This is a genomic window from Daeguia caeni (assembly GCF_042653845.1).
Classification (GTDB): Bacteria; Pseudomonadota; Alphaproteobacteria; order Rhizobiales; family Rhizobiaceae; genus Brucella; species Brucella caeni.
Genome location: NZ_JBHSEL010000017.1, coordinates 59,445 through 79,101 on the forward strand (window position 1 = coordinate 59,445; position 19,657 = coordinate 79,101).

Genomic DNA, 19,657 nt, shown 5'->3' on the forward strand with positions numbered 1-19,657 from the left:
GCGGTGCGGTGCGCCCGCCGAAGGCAGGGCGCTCACCGCGTTGGCGCCCGCCATTCGAAGCGGCCTTCGCCGTCCTCGTCGGTCCACAGGGGAACCGCGCGGCCGATGACCGAACTGACTGGGATCGGGCCGAAATAGCGCCCGTCGAGACTGTCGGGGACGTCCCAGTTCATCAGGAAGACATCGCCCTTGGCGATCACGCGGCAGCCTTGCCAGTCAGGCAGCGGACGGCCGGAGCGGTCGCGCTCGAGCGCCATTCCCATCTCCACGTTGTCGACCGTGATCAGGAGGTCGGAGCGGCAAACAGTCTGTCCGGGAAGACCAAGTACGCGCTTCAGCAGCGGCGCTTCGCGCGGCAGATATCCGCCATCGGAGAGGAAGGCGGCGATCGGTTCCGGCGCATCGACCGCGACCAGATCGGTCACTTCCAGGCGACCAACCGGCTCGACAGAGTAAAGGCCGATCGGTGTGCTGGCCGACGCGTTCCAGATGAGCTTGGTCGGCGTTTCGATCCACGACGAGATCGCGATGATATTTGCCGCAACGAGGGTGGCCATGGCCCATTTGAGATCGATCACGGCGCGATCCTCCGGCGCTTCAGCCACGCCTCATGCTGCGCGCGCGTGTAGCTGCGCGGCTCGTGGCCGGCGGTGAGACGGTTGTGAACGTGTCGCCAGTAGTCGGGCGCGGCGGCGGCCGGATCGAGCGTCATCGCCTCGATGACGTCGATGAGCTGGAGCACGCGTTCGACCTTCGGCCAGCTCTCGATCTTGAGCAGGATGTCGCCGCCGGGACGCACGAAGGGGAGCGTCTGATAGGCTTCGCCGGGCTGGACCGCGCGCACGATATCGATGCGCGAGATGATCGTGCCGAAGTCGTTGGACGCCCAGCGGACGAAGGCGAAGACCGTGCCCGGCCGGAAGGACAGGACACGGCGGCGACGGTCGAGGATGGTTTCCTGTGCGTGGTCGCCGAACCTGATCCAATATTCGATCTGCTTCTCCACCCAGGTCAGTTCGACATGGGTGAGACGGTCGGATGGCGCGATCGACGGCATCGGGCCGCCGCGCATGCGGGGTGCCGCGATGCCGGTCATGAAGGGTCTCCTGAGTTTTGGGGGAATTCGCGCGCGAGCAGGTCGCGCAGCATCTCGGCGACGGTGACGCCGCGCTGGAAGGCGGCGATCTTGATGCGGCCGCGCAGGTCCGGCGTGACGTCGATCGTCAGCCGGGCGGTGAAACCCGCGCCGGATGACGGAATGGACGGTGGCTGTTCGGCGGCCTTGATCCAGTCATCTGCATCGGTCGGGCGGGCGACGAAGCCGCGCTTGTGAGGCGGTTTCGTCATTGGGCGTCTCCCCCGGAAAACGGGAGCAGCGCGGCAAGCCGGTCGGCGGCCTTGCGCGCCATGACCGGATCGATTTCGCAGCCGATGTAGCGGTGACCGGAGAAACGGCAGGCTTCGCCGGCCGCCCCCGATCCCGCGAACCAGTCGCCGACGAGACCGCCGGGCGGGCAGCTCGTGCGGACGAGGATCTCGATCAGGCCGGACGGCTTCTCGGTCGGATGGATGGCGCGGCCATGGGCGTTGCGGGCGTAGATGACCGACCGCATCAGGCGCGGCCCGCCATCCTCGCTGACATAGTGCCCGGCATTGATATGGCCGGTATGGGGCGGACGTTTCTTGCGGCGCACGGTCCGCGCGGTCGCATCGGGCGTCGTCTGTACGACGTTGTAGACGGCGCCCCATGGCGCATCGCTGCGGTAGAACTGGACCACCAGTTCATGGACGCGTTTGAAGCGGTGGGCGTGGAAGCCGGAGCCGTTCTGCTTCTCCCAGACGATCTCCTGCGCGTATTTCCAGCCGGCGTCGTCGAACGTCGCGGCGGTCGCCATGAAGCAGCGCAGCGAGCCGAACACCCACATCGAGCCCGATGGCCGCAAGGCCGCCCTGGCGAGCGGCAGCCAGCCCTCGACACGGCGGTCCCAGACGAGCGAGGTGTCGCCGTAGGGCGGATCGGCGAAGATCATGTCGAACGGCCCATGCGACGGCATGAGGCGGCGGCAATCGCCTGCCAGGATTGCGGGAGCTGGGAGGGTCATGGCGCGAGCCTCCCCACTTCCGCGGCGAGCGCGGCGACCTCGCGCGCGGCTGCGCTGTCGAGGTCGGCCTCGAACACCAGACGGCCGGACTGCGCCATGTCGGCGAAGGCGACGCGCTGGCCGATGGTCGCAGACAGCAAGGGTGGGTCGTGCTCGGCCAGCGTCTCAGCCGTCTCACGGGCGATGATGGTGCGCGCGCCGCAGCGGTTGAGGACGAAGCGGGCGACGAGCTGGGGGCGATAGATGCGCGCCTCGGCGAGCAGCGCCAGCATTTCGGCCGAGGCCCAGCCGTCGAGCGGCGACGGTTGCACGGGGATCACAAGGAGATCGGCGGCTAGCAGCGCCGATCGCATGAGCCCTGCAACGCGCGGCGGGCCGTCGATGACAACGTGATCGGCGTCACGCGCGAGCTCGGGCGCTTCGCGGTGCAGCGTGTCGCGCGCCAGGCCGACGACGCCGAACAGGCGTGGCAAGCCCTCGCGGCTGCGCTGCTGCGACCAGTCGAGAGCCGAGCCTTGCGGGTCTGCATCGATCAGGGTGACGCGTTTGCCTTCAAGCGCCCATTGACCGGCGAGATGCAGCGCCAGCGTCGTCTTGCCGACACCGCCCTTTTGATTGAGGAGCGCGATAATCATTCCGCACCTCCGGGCTTGTCGCCAAAGGAGAGTTGCGGAGGACGGGAAGAAGAGCGGTCCGTAAAAGCGGATTTACGGAAAGACGGATCAGGTGTAGTCTTTCGCGGTTGTGATTTTTCGGCCTGTTTTGACCTGTCGGCGATGTTTTCCACATCGCGCGCGCGCTCTTCAAGGTTAGATTCTTTGTTAGACTCTAAGTTAAGGGCGCGATTTCGTCTTAGTTTTCGAAGACTTATACCCTGCTTGGGTTCCTGATAGCACGAGCCTGCGGTTCCCGATAGCACGATAGGTTGGGTTCCCGATAGCACGAGGCCGTCCACAGGTTTTCCACAGGGGGCGGATGGCTCGAATGCGAGCAGCAGACGACCGCCGACTTCGACCTCCAGAAACAGGGTGTAGCCGGGCAGCGGCTGGCGGCGGATGATGTCGCGCAGCTCGAAGGCAAAGCGCTTGAAGGGCGACAGGCTGCCGGATTTCTGATGCAGATGCCGGAAATCGAAGCGCCAGCCATTGCGCTGCTTGCCGCCATGCTTGCGCACGATGCGGTAGAGCCAGCGATCAAGGCCGCCGGTGAGACCGAAATAGTCCCGGTCGATGGTCAGCACGAGCGCATCGTCGAGGACCGCGCGGTAGAACCAGTCCGGGACGATCAGCTCAATGCCGGCAGGCCGGCCCTGGCGGTCGGTGCGCTCCTGCCATTCGTTGATCCAGGAGAAGCGGTGGCGTCGCCCTTCGGCTGCCTGCCGGATCGAGGTGGCGACGGTCGTGGACTGAAGCCGGTCGAGCGCGGACTTCAAACGCTGGTAATCGCGCATCGACACCCCGCGGCCAATGAAATTGAGGATTTCGTAGGGCGTGGCGGCCATCAGGCGTGATGTGCGCAAGCCCTTGTCGCGGGCCTCCACGATCTGGCTTGCGGCCCAGATCAGGATGTCAGCGTCCCAGATCGTGGCCATGCCGTGATCGGGAACGGCCTCTACACGGATGGTTACGTCGCCCGCGACGAAGTCAATCGGCGCGGTGCGATGGGATTTGGAAAGGGAGAAAAACGGATAGGCCATGAGGTCCTGCGCGTCGCGGGGCGCGAAGTCGCCGGGGATCGCGTGGAACAGATCGAGTTGTCCGCGCTCCTGCGATGGGCGACGCTGCACCGTCATTGTGGAAGCCGCGCGGATCAGCGGGCGTGACGACCGGCATGGGCTGCCGGTGCGGGGTCGTGGCGCTTTGCCGGCAGCACGCTGCCCCGCGGATCGGACGTCGAGGTGACGGCGCCGCGCTCGGCCCAGGCTTCGAGTTCGTCGATCGCGTAGACCACGCGACCACCGAGCTTGCGATAGGCCGGTCCGGTGCCATAGGTGCGGTGTTTTTCGAGGGTGCGCGCCGATAGGCTGAGGAAGTCGGCGGCTTCCTTGGTGCGCAGGAAGCGCGGCGGCAGGGTCGCAATATTGGTGGTCATGGGGGCCTCCGTGGTTTTCGCGGGAGCCGCTGGTGATCAGCGGCGGACGAAAGCCACGATGGCGAAGAAGAATCGGCTGGAGGGAGTGCGAACTTAGGGTGGCTAAAATCGCACACCCCGAATCGTATGGCAGGTTATGAACGTCGGCGGTGGCGAAGAAGCTTGCGATAGCCGCCGTCGATCATGGCGAAGCCGTCCTTGACGAGATCGAGCACGGCGTCGCGCAGCGCGGAGCTTTTCCAAGGATCGCTCGCGACGCGCTCGACGCCGAAAATGGCTTCGGCGATATCGCGATAATCTGCGTTCTGCATACGCCCGTCGGCGGCGCGCAGCATATTCTTGAGACGGCGACGTTGTTGTGCGGTTATACGGGTATCCTTCGGGACGGGCAGACCGTGCAGTTGCCTCCATAGACGCGTTAGGGCCTGGATGCGATCGAGACTTTGGGCATCGATTGGTATGACGGCAGCAATCGGCTGACCTGGTCCGAGTCCCGTCAAAGCGATCAGATGCAGACGGCCGCTTTCGGTGAACACGGAGATATGGAGGCCTTCAGCCGAGGCTTGCCGGAGCTCAACATCAAGATCGCCGAGAACAACCGGACCGGTTTGCGGCAGCTTCGGCGCAGGGCCGACATGCAGGACGCTGGTGTCAGTTTCGGGCACCCAGAAAACCGGTTGCTCGAGGGCGCTAAGGCTTGGCCGGGCGGGGAAATCGAAGGCCCCAGCGAGTACCGATCGCTTCGGTTTCGGTATCGGCGCTCATGGGTGCCTTGGCAATGTCGGCATAGTCACGTTGGTATTTTTGATTGCGCCGCAAGCATTCCCAGGCGAGCGCGTCCACATCGGCATCGTCCCAGTAGTCATAAGTAGATGATGATCGCCATTCTTTTGTGTCGGGCGTCATATTGATCCTCCCCGTGCAGCGAATACGCGTACAGGTGAATTGATTCCGGGGTTTCGCTTTTTTGGGAAGGTTTCGAGGCGCAACAGGCGTTGCACTTGAGGTAACACGCCAGCTAGTGAGGTCGGCCACGCCTGAGTTGGCGGTAGCCATACTCCGTCATCCAATGTGCTCGGGCCAGGTGGCTATCGTGGACGCGCTGGGCACGTTCAGGTTCCGTCCTAGGACAGATACCGAACAGAACCTGGACCGCTTCCTGCCAGTCCGCCCCATCAGCCTCTGCATCAAGCAACCGAGCATAAAGCTTGATGTGCTGGCGGTCATACTCAGTGAGCGACAGCATGGAGGGGGCTTCGTCGAGGAAATCAATTGTAGTCATAATAAAGACACGCGACACTCTCTGGATGGCAATTGGTGCTCTCAAGCACCACTACAGCGCGAAGATGACAAGCAAGAGGCGGCGTGATCGTCGAAACTACCCGAATTTTTAGCGCTTCGCAGCTTCGTGCACATCGACAAGCATGACTCCCTCGTTACGGCCCGATCTGATGAAAGCGACGCCTTCCGCCTCAAGCGCTCGGCGCACCTGATCGCTGGTGGTTTCGTACACCCGAAGCCCAGCGGCCGACTCCATGCGCTTGAGCGCGGTCAGCGACACCTTGGCCTTGTCAGCGAGCATTTCCTGCGTCCAACCCAGCAATGCGCGCGCGGCCCGTGTTTGTCGGGCGGTGATCATGCATGATCACCTCCCACCGGCACCAACAGTCACGCCAGAACTACGTCTATAATAGATGGGGTATTCGAGCGCTCCTGCACAGCAACTTCGAGCCTGGTTGAAACATTTAGGAGTTTCACCGGCACCATGCGGAGCTAATCATCTAGTCGCCATAAAACCCCAATGTCAGATAGCCGGTGAGCGTGAAAGGGGCACGCGCTCATGTTCCTTCATCGGTCTTCGGTCGTCCGCCTGAACGTTTTAGTGATAGCGGTAGAAAACAATCTATCTCGTCAGCACTGAACGTCATGTCTTCCATTTTCTGAAGACGCTTCTGAGCCTCAACGTAGGCTTTGCCATCCGTTTGTGGCGCAGATTGATAGAGTGCGGCGAGCATAGTCTGCAACTCGTCACGACGCTCAACGGCCGCCTGCCGGTCAAGAGCCGGCAGATCCGTGAGGAGCGAAAGGTAACACTCGCGGACGTTCCACAGTTTCGCCGCGGCATCGCGGTGTTTCTGCGCGGTCGCGCCCAAATCGAAGTTCTTGAGGTAGGTTGTCACGAAGAGCGTCAGGAATGACACCAGAACCGTTGCGACCTCGAGCCACGTCTCATTCGTTACAACTACACCAACAGCGCCCGTGCTCGTCGCTGCGGTGAGGACGATCTGTCCAACCTTAAACCGATTGAGTTTTTTAGCGCAGTTGTCGGCCATCCTCTCGTGCGTCTTGTGAGTATAGACCACCCGACCGAAGCACTCGCGGATTTGATCCTCAAGGGTGATGTCATAGTCAAGCTGCATGGTCGCCTACTTCAGCGCTCTGTGCGCTAATGGGAACGAGGATGTCATCTCGCGCGACGACAACACCATTCAGGACCGCATAGCATTCCACAAGGTGGTTTCCCCGGAAGTCGGTGCTTTCACGCTGTTCCCAATTGCCATCGTCACGGATAATTTGGCCGCGGATCATGTCGCGCCGCTCAGCCTCGTCTCCTCGATTCAACACTTTCCAATAGATGTCGACGTCATCGGGGAGATCGGCGCCGTCCGCGACGAAGAATCGAAGTTTTTTCTTGCGCAGAAGGATGCCGTGCCGCTCGAGAAGGTCGAGCAAGCGTGTGGCCCGGAAGCCGTTCTGTGTAACCTCGCAGTCGATCCGCATCTCGTACCGGACATCCAACGGAAACCGATCCTCAACAAATTCCTCGGTGTTACGAAACGCTGCTTTGGCGAGCGTGGCTTCTGTTTCCGACTTGGATGCGGGAGCGGGATAGCCATTGCCGAACACGTCACGCCACTTCTGGCGCTCATTCGCCTGGCCGCTCGCCTCGATAGCCTTCAGGCAGAGTTCGTGGGCCTTCTTTGCCTTCCGCTCGAACCTCTTCTTTACCCGTACGCGCTGTCGGCTGCCGAGGGCGGCGTATTCCGACTGTTTGGGTTGGTCAGCCAGGAACTTGAAGAAATCTCGACACATATAATCGTAGTAGAGGTAACTTTTCTCGTCGTACTCATCGGTCGATTCAAGAAAGTTGTAGGCGAGTGTATCAATCAGAAGGCCGCCCATAGCCACGCCGTGCTTGTTCTTCCAAGCGCGAGCCATCTTACACAAGCGCCGGAGATTCCGATTCTTCCGCTCATTAGCCGCCCGCATCTCATCGAGTTCGGCTTGGGGCTTTGTGATCTTCCATGATCCTCCGTTCGCGGTGTCGGGATATTTGTAGCTTCCATCCGCCTCCCGAAAAGCGGGCATAACCTCAATATGGAAATCCTTATAGAGGACCCGCACAACTAGCCGATCGACCTTCACCGTTGTCGATGGATAGCGCGCCTTGATCGCATCCTTGGTGTCGCGAAGGAGCTCGTACTGTCCGCCATCCTTGTAGGTATCCCACTCAGAGGCCGGGACAATGTAGATCATGTCCAGATCGGAAATGCCCTTGATCGCCGTCCAGCGACCATAGGAGCCGACCTGAAGGCTGTTGGCAGTTTTCGACTCGGTATCTCGAAATTGCTTGTTCAGCGCGGAGGTGATCTCGCCATAGCGAAGCGAGATGGTTGCTGAGTTATCTACTTTGATGTTCTCGAGGAAAGTCCTGAAGTCGTCCGCGATGCCCACTTTGCCCCCTGTCGGCTCTAGGGATGATGCACGCCGTAGTTTCCGAATCGACGAGCTGATGTTCCTATTTTGTGCTCTTGCTACCGTATCCGTCAAACCACGCAACATGATCTGCCAACAGAAAAAATGCTGAAGGCTTCGTAGCGATCAAGTTCACAATGGTAGTTTTCGTGCGAAGACCCCGCGTTGCGATGCTCTCTCGCAAAGAACGACTGAAATAGTCGTAGTTTACAAAGCCCACGAATTTTTGGCTAAGAGAAGTACCGGTCCTTGATTCTGGAGGGATTCGGTATGACCGAAAATCACTACATTGGCCTGGATGTCTCGGCGCGCACCGTGAATCTGTGCGTGGTAGATCATAGCGGCCAGGTTGTTCACGAAGCAAAGCTTACTTCCGAGCCGGAGGAAATTGCACAGCACATTCTGGCACTGCCCTTTATCGTTTATCGCGTTGGCCTGGAGGCTGGAATGCTATCGCAGCACATCTTCGGCACGCTCGCCGAAGCAGGCCTTCCTGTTATCTGCGTTGAAACCCGGCATATGAAAGCCGCCTTGGCGGCGCAGATGAACAAAACCGACCGTCACGATGCGCGAGGTATCGCGCAGATGATGCGGGTCGGGCTGTTCAAGGAAGTTCATGTCAAAACGCCGACCAGTCGGCGTCTGCGCGCAATCCTCACTGCCCGGCAGTTGCTGCGTAACAAACTCCAGGATGTCGAGAATGAAATTCGCGGGCTGATCCGCGACTTCGGCTATCATCTGGGTAAGGTCACGGCTCGCGATTTCGAGCCGCGCGTGCGCGAGTTGACCGCTGACACGGATCTGCACGTCGTCACGGATACGCTTCTGGCGGCGAGGCGTGGATTGCGGGAGCAGTTTGGCAGATTGGATGATCTGCTGGTCAAATTGGCGCGACAGGATGAATTGACCCGACGGTTCATGACTGTGCCAGGTGTGGGGCCTCTCGTCGCGCTGACCTTCCGGGCCACGGTGGATGTTCCCACGCGCTTTATGCGATCTCGGACCGTCGGTGCCCATTTTGGCCTGACGCCGCGCAAGCAGCAATCTGGTGAGGTCGATCGAAGCGGCAGAATCTCCCGGTGGGGCGACGCCATGATGCGCAGCCTGCTCTACGAGGGCGCACAAGTGCTGCTGACTCGTGTGAAGAGATGGTCGGCGTTGAAGGCTTGGGCAATGCAGGTGGCGCGACGGCGCGGTCACAAGAAGGCGATCATCGCCTTAGCGCGGAAAATCGCCGTGATCCTGCATCGCATGTGGATCGACGGAACAGAGTTCGAATGGGGAGAACGGCGACAGCCTGCCTCCCTATGACACGAGTTCGGCCGGGGATCACCTGACCGAAGCATCTCCCCGCGAGGGGACGGGGAACGGCGAGTGCGCAAATACGACTTGACCGCCAAGGTCTGCCAAGGCGATGTCGCATAATAGATTGTCCCGCCGGCTTCCTCTGATCCCATCCTGTGGCGGTCGAGTGCCGACCACGAAGAGAAGCATGATCCTCGCGGGAGTGCTCATCAAGTCTCGTCGTCGGGTGCAACCAGTTCGACATGACTGACCTCGAGGGCTTGGGCGAGTTCGTAGAGCGTGATCACGGTCGGATTCCTCCGACCGCGTTCAAGACTGCTGAGGTACTGTTGGCTGAAACCGGAACGAGCTTCGACCTCTTCCTGCGTCAGGCCCTTCTCCCGACGCAGGCGGGCGAAGTTCCGGCCGACCAGTTTGCGCATGTCCATGCGCAAAGCGATGGCAATTTACACACTTTAAGTTTATCAACTATAGTATGTAATTGACGATTGGAGGACTGATGAGGCTCGTGCGCTCGGCACGGACCGAATAGAGAAGTCGTAGTTGGCCAAGAATGCGAGCCATAATCGGTGTTTGTAGCCGCTCGATGCGGCTTACAAGCTCCGACTGATTCGGTCGCTTTATAGCTTGGCGGCCTTTGCGGCCGCCATCGAACGCGAACATGAAAGGGCCCGGCGGCTTGCGCCGCCGGGCGTTCAACGATCCCGCTCAGAACGGGATGTCATCGTCGTCGATGAACTTGCCGTCGTCGTTCTGGGTCTGCTTGGCCCGGCTCAGGAAGTCCACCGTCTCGGCGATGATCTCGCAGCCGTAGCGGTCAACGCCCTGCTGATCGGTCCATTTCGTGTAGTGAATGCGGCCGCGGACCAGAACCTTCATGCCCTTTTCGCAGTGCTCCTGGACCGTCTTGCCGAGGCCGTTGAAGCAGGTGATGCGGTGCCATTCGGTGTCCTGCACCCGGTAGCCATTTTCGTCGCGGACGACGCGGCCTTCCGAGTAGCGCGGGCGCGAGGTTGCCAGCGTGAAGTGGGTGATGCTGGTGCCGCCCTGGGTGGTGCGGGTTTCCGGTTCCTGGCCGATGTTACCTGCGAGGATGACGATGTTCTGCATGGTAGTTCTCCGTTGCTTCATCCGGAGGGACCGTCCCTCCGATGATGCCCGGCGAAGACCGTCGGGAGATGCCTGCACTGACGCTCGCGTCAGCTTGACCCGTAAGGCCCGGAGTGGGGCGGGCAGTCGCTTCAGCGACAACACGGTCCGGAGCCGCGCGGGTTGCGGTCAGAAACCGTACGGGATTAGGGAATCAGTCAGGAGGAGGGATTGGTCTCTTCAGAGAAGCCACAGGACGGGGACTGCCAGCAGAACCTTCCTCATCATAGGCAAGGACGGGCTCCTCCAGAATACCTAGTGCCTCCCTGCGGTATCGTCACACTCATCATTCAGCCGAATATCCTGCGCCCGCCCCTCAGTTCGTGGCCGGACCGTCTAGCGCGAAGGCCTGCCGGGTGCAGGACACCGAGTATAACCAGCGTCACTCATCGACCGAGACATCGGGACAGATTGCGAAGAACACATGATGGTCGACGGCCAATCCAGCCGCTGCCATTGCGAAACCGACTGATTGAGTTGGGCTGACGAAATGCACGGCTGAGACCCATCGTTGAGTGAGGCGCTCCTGTGAAGGGTCGGAAAAGCGCGGCAGATGCCGGGCGAGGACAATGACGATGATCGAAGTGCTACACTGATCGGAGTGTCGGAAGTCCGGCGGCGCAAGCCGCCCAGCCAGGAGCGGTATAAGGCAGCGGAAACCGCCGGGGTGAGCGATTTGGCAGCCTGCTGATCATGGATCAGCCCCTGATGGCAAGCGCTTTGGTCAGCGCGAAAAGACGGCCGTGCCGAGCGCGTTGAGGTTGATCATTGCCGCGATGGCGACGATCAGGCCGCTGGCGCCGCACAGCATGTTCAAGAGGATAATCGAGTCGATTGCGTTCTTGGCGACGCCGTGAACCAGCGCATAGCCTGCGATGCAGGCGGGCACGGCGAAGACAGCGAGCGCGAAAAGACGGAAGAAAGGGTTCTTCGCAAAGCCGAGAACCGCGATGACAAATCCAACCGAAAGCAGAGCGGCGCCGATGGCGGCAAGGCCCGACATCATGAAGCCGGCATCGGTAGCGTAGACGTATTGAAACGTTGTGATTCCGACCATGAAGGGCAAGGCATAGATCGCGAAATTGAAAGCGATCACGCACAGCGCGATTGATAAGGAGATTGCGAGTAAGATCAGGGTCATTGGAGCCTCCGCGTGAATGATTGGGATCACGACAGGCTGCCGATGGAAATGCTTTGCCTGCGACTATGCTGTTTCGCCGGTTCTGCTCAATCGGATTGTTGTGCCGAGGAGCGCGCGCGTCAAGTATTGGCGGCGCTTTAAGCGCCGCCGTCGAACTTCATGACGGGGATGCCGAGCTTGCGGGCCTTGTCCGCAAGGTTCTCCTGGATCCCCGTGCCGGGGTAGACGAGGACACCGACCGGCAGCACATCCAACATCTGGTCGTTACGCTTGAAGGGCGCGGCCTTGCCGTGCTTCGTCCAGTCGGGCTTGAAGGCGACCTGCGGCACCTTGCGGTTATCCGCCCATTTCGCGGCGATCAGTTCGGCGCCCTTGGGCGAACCGCCGTGCAACAGCACCATGTCCGGGTGCTTGGCGTGTATCTGGTCGAGCCTGGCCCAGATCAGGCGGTGATCGTTGAAGTCGAGCCCGCCAGTGAAGGCGACCTTGGGGCCTGCGGGCAGCATCACCTCGGACTCCGCCCGGCGCTTTGCGGCAAGGAAGTCTCTGGAGTCGATCATCGCGGCGGTCAGATTGCGGTGGTTGACCATCGACCCGCTGCGCGGACGCCAGGGCGTGCCGGTGTGGCGCTCGAACTGCTCGGCGGCGACATCGCGAAAGAGTTCCATGCTGTTGCGCCGTTCGATCAGGGTCTGGCCCTCTGCCGTCACGCGCTCCAGATCGACGGACTTCACCTCGCTACCATCCTGTTCCCGCTGGAGGCGGCGCTGCGCCTGCTCATTGTCGTCGAGTTCGCGTTCCACCCGGCTGGTGGCGCGGTGGAAGAGATTGACGGTCGACCAGAGCAATTCGTCGAGGTCGGGTTCGAGGCGGGTGTCGCCAAGCGTGACGATCAAGGCGTCGAAGATATCTGCGACGGCGCCGGCGACGGCATTGCCTTCGGGAAGCGGCCTCGGATCGGCTTCGTCCTGAAACGGGCGCCAGCCATAGAGCTGGAGTTCGGTGAGAACATGATCGGTGGGGGATGAGGTATGGACCGGCTCGAAACCTGCATCTTCGTCTTCGTGCAACATCGGGTGCTTCCTTCGACTGGAGCCGCGCCCATCGCGGCCTTCGCAGGCGTCGAAAGCCCACGGGCGGGACGGGCTGGCAGTTCTCGCGCTTGCGCGAGGGCCTTGATGGCCGGGTCCGGCTAATTTGCTTCGCGCTGCAAAGGCGAGGCTCGTCCTCGCCGGCGGAAATTAGCCGGACACGGCCATTGCCTGCCTGGCGCGTTTGTGGGCCGATCGCCCTCTGAAGAAGGCCGTGGGCGTGGCCTCTTCGACAGGCAGCATCTTGGCGATGTCCGAAGACGGCAGGTGAAGATGGGCTTGCCGCAACCTCATTCCCCGCCGATCTCCTCAGCCATCCATGAACCGGGCGACATCCTCTGGACGAAGCTGGTCTTTCAAGGACGCCCACAGGGCATCGGCGCCGGCTCCGCGCAGATCTTCGTTGAAGTCCCCACGCATTGGCGACAATTCGATAGCCTCGATCCCGACGCTTTCTGCTCTGGCGATCAGACTGTCTCGCGCGCCATCCCCGGCCGGGTCGCGATCACGCAGGACATAGAGTCTCCGCAGCGACGTCGGGAACAGGATGGCAGCGAGGTGCGCCGCAGAGAGCGCCGCCAGCATCGGCATGTGGGGCAGAACCATGCGGGGGGACAGCACGGTCTCGATCCCTTCGCCGGCTGCGAGCACCTCACCGGCGATCCCGAAGCGGACGGCGTGGCCGAGAAGGTCACCCATCGCCCGGCGCGGGGTCTCGACCGGGGCCTTGTCCGTGCCATCGGGGGCGAGCCAGGTGCGGTGCGCGCCGGTCTGTCGCCCGGCGAGATCGGTGACGGCTGCGACGATCGCCGGCCAGGTCTCGGTCGGCGAGTGCTCGTCGGGCCGATAATAGCACCGGGGATGAAAGCGCAGGCTTGCCGTTCCGTGCAAAGCCGTAATGCCGCGATTGCGGAAATACGTCGCTGCAAGCGTGCCGGCGATCGGCTGCGACATGGCGAAGAGCCGCCGCGACGCTTCCGGCGATCCAGATGCTGCGGGATGGATATGAGCGTTCCGTGGTCGCTCCTGCGGTTCGGGATGCGGGAGAGAGAGGAAGCGCCGTGCTTCTTCGGCCACGTCCTTGAAGTCTACCAGGCCGAGCGTCTCACGGATGACGTCGAGAAGATCGCCATGTTCGCCCGTTGCCGCATCGGTGAACTTACCGGCAGCGCCCTTGCCGGTTTCCGGGCCGACGAGGCGGACGAACATCGAGCGCCCCTTGGTGTTGCGGACATCGCCGACCACCCAGTAGCGTCCGGCGCGATGGCCGGACGACAGGTAATGGCGGCACACCGCCTCGGCCTGCCTGCCGAGACGGATTGCCAGTTCGGAGGCATCGTGACGCGCCATTACGCAGCCTCCCGCTCACCGATGCGCTGGACCGGAAACCGGTCGAGCAACTTTGTGAGGACAATCGGGCCGTTGTCGTCGACGGGCACGAACATGCGCAGCTTCCAGGAGATGATCTCGTGGAAGAGGCCATAGGCCGTGAGACGCTCACGCATCGTGTCGTCGAAGCCCGTCAGCTCGATACGGTTCACGCCCATGACGCGGCTGCGGCGAAGCTGAAGCCCCTCGGCAAGATCGAGGATCGTCCGGCCGTCGAGCAGTGCCGTGAAGGCATCGTCCGGAGCGAGCGAAGATGTCCCGGTCGTGGTCGCGTTGGCGGCCCAGGCCGGCGAGACCTTGCGGCCGACGATCCGCTCGCCCTCATCGGTCTGAAGCCGATAGACGCGGGTGGAGTCGTTCGGCAACCGTTTCCAGATCGGCAACAACAGGCCGGTGACGATGTGGATGGTACTGTCGGAATATTCCGGAACGTCCGCGATCTCAGCGCTCCAGACTTCCGCGAAGGCATCGTGTTCCGCGTCGACCCAGTGGGTCTCGCCCATCATCTTCACCGGGACATTGTGCGCCTCCATTGGCCGGATCAGGCGGACCCGGCGCTCGATCTCGCCATCGTCGAGCATAACGCTGGTGGTCGGGATCTGAACGGCGGCGCGCCCCGAACGCTCGTTGATCAGGAGCTTCGCGCGGGGATCGTCGAGCTGCTCCAAAGCCGCGTCGAGTGTGACCGGACGGTTGCGTTCGCGCTGGAGGATGGTGAGCAACTGCGTTTGCGCGCCGGTGCCTGGATGCGTGTAGATGGTCTGTCGGTCGGTGACGGTGAAGCGCTCTGCCGTGAGTGTCTCAAGCCCGACATCATAGGTGCCGCTGGCGATTGCGCCTTCGATCTTCGCATTCAGCAATTGCTCGAAAGCGGTGAAGAGGATGCCCTGAAGCTCTATGGTGAGCGCCAGCAGCCGATTGAGGAAGGTGGTGATCGGCGGCAGATCGTCCTTGATGCCGGTGGAATCCATCAGCTTCAGGCCGGTGGCGGCTTCGAAACGGTCCAGCGAGCAGCCTTCGACCTTGCCGCGCACTAGCAGAAGATAGAGCTGGCGCAGCGCGTCGCGGGCGTAGTGGGATTCCAGATTGTCCTCGGGCCGGAACAGCCCTTGGCCGCCGGTCTGGCGCTGGCCGCGCGTGATCGCGCCCAGCGTGTCGAGGCGGCGGGCGATGGTCGAGAGGAAGCGTTTCTCGGCCTTCACATCTGTCGCGATCGGGCGGAACAAAGGCGGCTGCGCCTGGTTCGTCCGGTGCGTGCGGCCGAGCCCCTGAATGGCGGCGTCCGCCTTCCAGCCGGGTTCGAGCAGATAGTGGACGCGCAGCCGCGTGTTCCGCGCCGACAGTTCGGCGTGGTAGCTGCGACCGGTGCCGCCGGCGTCCGAGAAGATCAGGATGCGCTTCTGATCGTCCATGAAGGCTTGCGTTTCGGCGAGATTGGCGGCCGCCGCACGGTTCTCGACCACGAGCCGATCGACACCGCCCTGACTCGTTTTGCGGATAATCCGGCGCGAGCGGCCGGTAACCTCGGCCACGGTATCGGTCCCGAAATGCTGGATGATCTGGTCCAGCGCCCCCGGCACGGGCGGCAGGCTGGCGAGTTTTTCGATCAGCGCATTGCGGCGGGCAACGGCCTCCCGGCTTTCGACGGGCTGGCCGTCACGATAGACGGGGCGTGATGATAGGTTGCCCTCGCTATCGGTGAAGGGTTCATAGAGTTGCACCGGGAAGGAATGGGCGAGATAGTCGAGGACGTACTCCCTGGGCGTGATGTCAACGCGGACGTCGTTCCACTCCTCGGTCGGAAGCTCGGCAAGCCGGCGTTCCATCAGCGCTTCGCCTGTCGAGACGATCTGGATGACGGCGGCATGGCCCGCGTCGAGATCAGCCGAGATCGAGCGGATCAAGGTCGGGGTCTTCATGCTGGTCAGCAGATGGCCGAAGAAGCGCTGTTTGGCCGACTCGAAGGCGGAACGCGCGGCGGACTTCGCCTGCTTGTTCAGCGTGCCGGAGGAACCGGTGACGTTGGCCGCCTCCATGGCCGCGTCGAGATTGTTATGGATGACGGCGAAGGCGCCGGCATAGGCGTCGTAGATGCGGGTCTGTTCGGGCGTCAGCGTGTGCTCGACCAGCTCATATTCGACGCCATCGAAGGAGAGCGAGCGGGCGGTGTAAAGACCGAGCGCGCGGAGATCGCGGGCGAGCACCTCCATGGCGGCGACACCGCCGGCCTCGATCGCCTCGACGAATTCGGCGCGTGTAGAGAACGGAAAATCCTCGCCGCCCCACAGCCCGAGCCGCTGGGCATAGGCGAGATTGTGGACCGTGGTGGCGCCGGTAGCCGAGACATAGACGACGCGGGCATTCGGCAGCGCATGCTGAAGGCGCAGGCCGGCACGGCCCTGCTGCGAAGCGGCGACATCACCGCGTTCTCCCTTGCCGCCAGCGGCGTTCTGCATCGAATGCGCCTCGTCGAAAATGATCACTCCGTCGAAATCGGAGCCCAACCATTCGACGATCTGCCTGACGCGCGAAACCTTCTCTCCGCGGTCGTCGGAGCGTAGCGTGGCATAGGTCGAAAATAGGACGCCTTCCGGGAGTGCGACCGGCTTGCCCTGCGGGAAGCGCGACAGCGGCGTGACCAGCAGGCGTTCCATGCCGAGCGCCGACCAGTCGCGCTGGGCATCCTCGAGCAGCTTGTCCGACTTCGAGATCCATACCGCCCTGCGGCGGCCCTGAAGCCAGTTGTCGAGAATGATCGCGGCGGACTGACGGCCCTTGCCGACGCCGGTGCCGTCACCGATCATGAAACCGCGGCGGAAGCGGACGGCGTTCTTCGCATCCTCGCGCGCGGCGGTGACGACATCGAAAGTGTCGTCGACGGTCCATGATCCGGCGAGATAGTCGGAATGGGCTTCGCCGGCATAGATCACGGTCTCAAGCTGGGCGTCCGACAGCAGTTCGTGGACATTGGCGGGTAGCTGCGGCCGATAGCTCGGCTTCGGCGGCGCGACGCTGGCCATGGCCGCCGACTGCACCAGCTTGGTCGGATGCGCCTGAGAACCGGAAAGCCGGATCGCCTGAAGCCCGTATTCCTCATAGATCGAGTCCGAGAGGCGTCCGGCTTCGCCCGCCTGCCAGTCGATCGTCTCATAGGCGAGCGGAAGGCCTTCCGGCTCGGCCATGGGGGCGGTCGGGGCGGATCTGGCGGCACGGTTCAGATAGCCGCGCACGCTGCGGGGTGTGGATGCGGCTGCGACAGGGACCGCGAAGGACGGGTCTACGGGGAGACGTGCGGGCAGATGCTCGTCAAGCCAGCCCATCAGCGTGGTGGTGTCTGCGGCGACGCCGAGTGAAGCCGGCAACGACGATGGATCATCAGCGGGCAGCTTGTCGATGACGGTCAGGCGCGTGTCGATCGTCGTGCCATGTTTGGCATAGACCGAGCCGTCGATCGCGGCGGAGAACACGATGCGGCCGCGTTCCTGCAGACGGGTGAAGGCCGAAGACCAGGCCGGACTGTCGGGCGCGAAGCTGGCGCCGGTGATGGTGACGAGGCGACCGCCGGGAGCGAGACGCGCCAGCGCCGAGGCGATATGACGGAATGCGGCGCCGGCGACGCGGCCGTCGACATTCGCCATCACCGAGAACGGCGGGTTCATCAGCACCACGCTCGGCGTCACGGCTGGATCGAGATGGTCGTCGATCTGGGCCGCGTCGAAACGCGTGACGGAAACGGCCGGAAAGAGGGAAGAGAGAAGACCGGCGCGCATGTCGGCGAACTCGTTGAGCATCAGGGAGCCGCCAGCGATCTCGGCCAGAATGGCGAGCAGTCCGGTGCCGGCCGAAGGCTCCAGCACGCGGTCTGCCGGGGTGATGGCGGCTGCGTTCGCCGCGATCAGGCCGAGCGGGATCGGGGTCGAGAATTGCTGGAAGGTCTGGGCTTCCTCGGAACGGCGCGTGTGCGTCGGAAGGAGGCTGGCGATTTTCGTCAAAGCGGAAAGCCGTGCAGCCGGAGACGCAGCTTTACGGAAAAGCGCCGATCCGTATTTGCGCAGGAAAAGGACGGTCGCGGCCTCGCAAGCCTCGTATGCCGTTTTCCAATTCCAGGCGCCGGTCGCGTCGGATGCGCCGAAGGCGCTTTCCATCGCTGCGCGCAGCGTCGCTGCATCGACGCGCTGGCCGCGTTCGAGATGAGGGAGCAGGAGCCCCGCGGCGGTGAAAACCGAGGCGGATGTGTCGAGGTCGGGGGCGAGCGGAAGCGGCGCGGCGGCCGATGCCGCTGCGGATACGGAAATCATGTTCATGGAAAGAACCTCGGGAGAGCGGGACAGGATCGAGCTGCGCAGCGCTCTCTCTCGACCGCACCAGCTCAAACCCGTCCCGGCTTCCCTCTTCCTCTCAAGAGGCGGGTATGGTTGGCATGACAAAAGCGACCCCGAAGGGGCGCTTGTCTGGATCAGCCGAAGCGGCCCCCGGTCTCGGTGAAGGTGTATTCATTGGCGGCGATGGCCTCGTCCACGGCCTCGTCCGAGGAAAGATAGTCGTATTCCCGCTCAAGCTGCCGGTAGAGCCAGCGGGCCAGATCGCGCAGCGCCTCGGCCACGATCTCTTCGGCATCCTCAGTCATGTCCTGCCAGGTCGGGCCGTCACGCTCGACCGAGATCGACATACAGTATTCGTGGTAATAGTGGCCGCGATGGCTGGCCTCGGCGCGAAGCTGGTAGAAATTGCGCCGCTGCACCGCCTGAAGCGCATCGGCGATACTGTGAAGCTCGGCGTCCTGCGGCGCGTAGGACCGGATCCTGGCCGAAGCATTCTTCCGATAGGAATAATAGGCTTCAAAGCAGGCACCGTCGCCTTGGCTCCAGAAGCCCCGGAACCAGATGCGGGGCTGCTGCCGCGCACCGCCGCCCATCAGGCGGACGGTGCTGGTTTTGAAGCTGATGCCGAGGATTTCCGCGATCTGCTGAAAATCTTCATAGACGCCGTCATGCCAGTCGTAATCGAAGGCGCCCTCCCGATACCAGGCGCGCGCGTTGTCCTTGGCGGAGTCGGAAAGCTCTTCGAGGCGAAAGACTGTGGTTTCGATGATCTCAGGCATCGGGATCACCTCCATCCAGCACCTCGGCGAGCCAGCCGTCGGTATAGGTCCAGGCGACCGTTTCGCCGGTGGCAAGATCGAGCACATGCGCGCCGCCCCCGAAGCCATCCAGCCGGGGCCTCGAGCAGGTGTTGGCGTATTGAAAACCCCAAAGTCCGGTGAGGCCGAATGCGGTGGCGCAACGTTTGACGAATTGGATGACATGCTCGGGATCGCCGGTGACGTCATCGCGCATCCAGAGCTGTGTGCCGCCATGTTCGGGCTGGATCGAGAGAAGGAAGCCGTCCGAAGGCGGATCTTCGGCGGCGTTCGCCTCGGACAGGGCGTTGTAGAGATCGAGCGCACGGGTGGCGTTATCCGGCGTGCCGACATCGAGCAGGCAGGAGAAATGGGTGAAATAGTCGGCCATGTCAGGCTCCTGAAACGAGAAAACCCGGCGCGAGGCCGGGCGAGATTGGGAGAAGAGCGACGCCGCTGGCGTCAGAGGCGGAAGTGCGTCACGAGCCGTTGGGCATCGCGCTATGGGCGCGTC

The 19,657-nt window shown here is 62.6% G+C and carries 22 protein-coding genes; 1 reads left to right on the plus strand and 21 read right to left on the minus strand.

The annotated features are described in order from the left end of the window. Positions 1-32 precede the first annotated feature (32 nt). The 13 genes from ACFO1V_RS01500 to ACFO1V_RS01560 all read right to left on the minus strand — a co-directional run bounded on the left by ACFO1V_RS01500 (position 33) and on the right by ACFO1V_RS01560 (position 7,928). Positions 33-557, minus strand: a complete 525-nt coding sequence (locus ACFO1V_RS01500; RefSeq protein ID WP_374832100.1) for a S26 family signal peptidase — start codon at positions 555-557, stop codon at positions 33-35. 17 nt (positions 558-574) lie between these two features. Beyond that, positions 575-1,096: a DUF2840 domain-containing protein gene (locus tag ACFO1V_RS01505; RefSeq protein ID WP_374832014.1), complete on the minus strand. Its 522-nt coding sequence runs from the start codon at positions 1,094-1,096 to the stop codon at positions 575-577. Beyond that, positions 1,093-1,347 (minus strand): ribbon-helix-helix protein, encoded by a 255-nt coding sequence (locus tag ACFO1V_RS01510; RefSeq protein WP_374832012.1) that lies wholly within the window; start codon positions 1,345-1,347, stop codon positions 1,093-1,095. The genes ACFO1V_RS01505 and ACFO1V_RS01510 overlap by 4 nt, the downstream gene beginning before the upstream one ends. Beyond that, on the minus strand, positions 1,344-2,102 hold the full coding sequence (locus ACFO1V_RS01515; protein WP_374832010.1) for a DNA-methyltransferase: 759 nt from the start codon (positions 2,100-2,102) through the stop codon (positions 1,344-1,346). Before ACFO1V_RS01515 ends, ACFO1V_RS01510 begins: the two co-directional genes overlap by 4 nt. Then, positions 2,099-2,737 (minus strand): ParA family partition ATPase, encoded by a 639-nt coding sequence (gene parA, locus ACFO1V_RS01520; protein ID WP_374832008.1) that lies wholly within the window; start codon positions 2,735-2,737, stop codon positions 2,099-2,101. The genes ACFO1V_RS01515 and parA overlap by 4 nt, the downstream gene beginning before the upstream one ends. Further along, positions 2,734-3,894, minus strand: a complete 1,161-nt coding sequence (locus tag ACFO1V_RS01525; protein WP_374832006.1) for a replication initiator protein A — start codon at positions 3,892-3,894, stop codon at positions 2,734-2,736. Before ACFO1V_RS01525 ends, parA begins: the two co-directional genes overlap by 4 nt. Before the next feature lie 17 nt (positions 3,895-3,911). Beyond that, entirely contained in the window at positions 3,912-4,193 is a 282-nt protein-coding gene (locus ACFO1V_RS01530) for a helix-turn-helix transcriptional regulator (RefSeq protein ID WP_374832004.1), read from the minus strand. 134 nt (positions 4,194-4,327) lie between these two features. Then, entirely contained in the window at positions 4,328-4,858 is a 531-nt protein-coding gene (locus tag ACFO1V_RS01535) for a DUF2285 domain-containing protein (RefSeq protein ID WP_374832002.1), read from the minus strand. 25 nt (positions 4,859-4,883) lie between these two features. After that, the gene (locus ACFO1V_RS01540) at positions 4,884-5,099 is read right to left on the minus strand and encodes a transcriptional regulator domain-containing protein (RefSeq protein ID WP_374832000.1); all 216 of its coding nucleotides are present in this window, start codon (positions 5,097-5,099) and stop codon (positions 4,884-4,886) included. Positions 5,100-5,211: 112 nt separating this feature from the next. Beyond that, positions 5,212-5,475: a DUF2285 domain-containing protein gene (locus ACFO1V_RS01545; protein WP_445438787.1), complete on the minus strand. Its 264-nt coding sequence runs from the start codon at positions 5,473-5,475 to the stop codon at positions 5,212-5,214. A 108-nt stretch (positions 5,476-5,583) separates the two neighbouring features. After that, positions 5,584-5,832: a helix-turn-helix domain-containing protein gene (locus ACFO1V_RS01550; RefSeq protein ID WP_374831998.1), complete on the minus strand. Its 249-nt coding sequence runs from the start codon at positions 5,830-5,832 to the stop codon at positions 5,584-5,586. 199 nt (positions 5,833-6,031) lie between these two features. After that, positions 6,032-6,613, minus strand: a complete 582-nt coding sequence (locus tag ACFO1V_RS01555; protein ID WP_183318932.1) for an SLATT domain-containing protein — start codon at positions 6,611-6,613, stop codon at positions 6,032-6,034. Continuing rightward, positions 6,603-7,928, minus strand: a complete 1,326-nt coding sequence (locus tag ACFO1V_RS01560) for an SMODS domain-containing nucleotidyltransferase (protein ID WP_183318930.1) — start codon at positions 7,926-7,928, stop codon at positions 6,603-6,605. The genes ACFO1V_RS01555 and ACFO1V_RS01560 overlap by 11 nt, the downstream gene beginning before the upstream one ends. A 291-nt stretch (positions 7,929-8,219) precedes the next feature. Here ACFO1V_RS01560 and ACFO1V_RS01565 point away from each other — a divergent pair, with 291 nt between their 5' ends. Beyond that, complete coding sequence (locus ACFO1V_RS01565) at positions 8,220-9,260, plus strand: IS110 family RNA-guided transposase (RefSeq protein WP_152367877.1); 1,041 nt, start codon at positions 8,220-8,222, stop codon at positions 9,258-9,260. 203 nt (positions 9,261-9,463) lie between these two features. Here ACFO1V_RS01565 and ACFO1V_RS01570 read toward each other — a convergent pair whose 3' ends face one another. The 8 genes from ACFO1V_RS01570 to ACFO1V_RS01605 all read right to left on the minus strand — a co-directional run bounded on the left by ACFO1V_RS01570 (position 9,464) and on the right by ACFO1V_RS01605 (position 19,534). Then, on the minus strand, positions 9,464-9,682 hold the full coding sequence (locus ACFO1V_RS01570; RefSeq protein ID WP_152367876.1) for a helix-turn-helix domain-containing protein: 219 nt from the start codon (positions 9,680-9,682) through the stop codon (positions 9,464-9,466). A 280-nt stretch (positions 9,683-9,962) separates the two neighbouring features. Then, the gene (locus ACFO1V_RS01575) at positions 9,963-10,364 is read right to left on the minus strand and encodes a single-stranded DNA-binding protein (RefSeq protein WP_374831995.1); all 402 of its coding nucleotides are present in this window, start codon (positions 10,362-10,364) and stop codon (positions 9,963-9,965) included. 763 nt (positions 10,365-11,127) lie between these two features. Continuing rightward, entirely contained in the window at positions 11,128-11,544 is a 417-nt protein-coding gene (locus ACFO1V_RS01580) for a hypothetical protein (protein WP_374831993.1), read from the minus strand. A gap of 137 nt (positions 11,545-11,681) precedes the next feature. After that, complete coding sequence (locus ACFO1V_RS01585) at positions 11,682-12,617, minus strand: DUF2493 domain-containing protein (RefSeq protein ID WP_374831991.1); 936 nt, start codon at positions 12,615-12,617, stop codon at positions 11,682-11,684. 327 nt (positions 12,618-12,944) lie between these two features. Further along, the gene (locus tag ACFO1V_RS01590; protein WP_374831989.1) at positions 12,945-13,985 is read right to left on the minus strand and encodes a DUF7146 domain-containing protein; all 1,041 of its coding nucleotides are present in this window, start codon (positions 13,983-13,985) and stop codon (positions 12,945-12,947) included. After that, complete coding sequence (locus tag ACFO1V_RS01595; RefSeq protein WP_374831987.1) at positions 13,985-18,328, minus strand: strawberry notch-like NTP hydrolase domain-containing protein; 4,344 nt, start codon at positions 18,326-18,328, stop codon at positions 13,985-13,987. Before ACFO1V_RS01595 ends, ACFO1V_RS01590 begins: the two co-directional genes overlap by 1 nt. Positions 18,329-18,480: 152 nt before the next feature. Beyond that, positions 18,481-19,125, minus strand: a complete 645-nt coding sequence (locus ACFO1V_RS01600) for an antitoxin of toxin-antitoxin stability system (protein WP_374831985.1) — start codon at positions 19,123-19,125, stop codon at positions 18,481-18,483. Then, positions 19,118-19,534: a hypothetical protein gene (locus ACFO1V_RS01605; protein WP_374831983.1), complete on the minus strand. Its 417-nt coding sequence runs from the start codon at positions 19,532-19,534 to the stop codon at positions 19,118-19,120. The genes ACFO1V_RS01600 and ACFO1V_RS01605 overlap by 8 nt, the downstream gene beginning before the upstream one ends. Positions 19,535-19,657 lie beyond the last annotated feature (123 nt).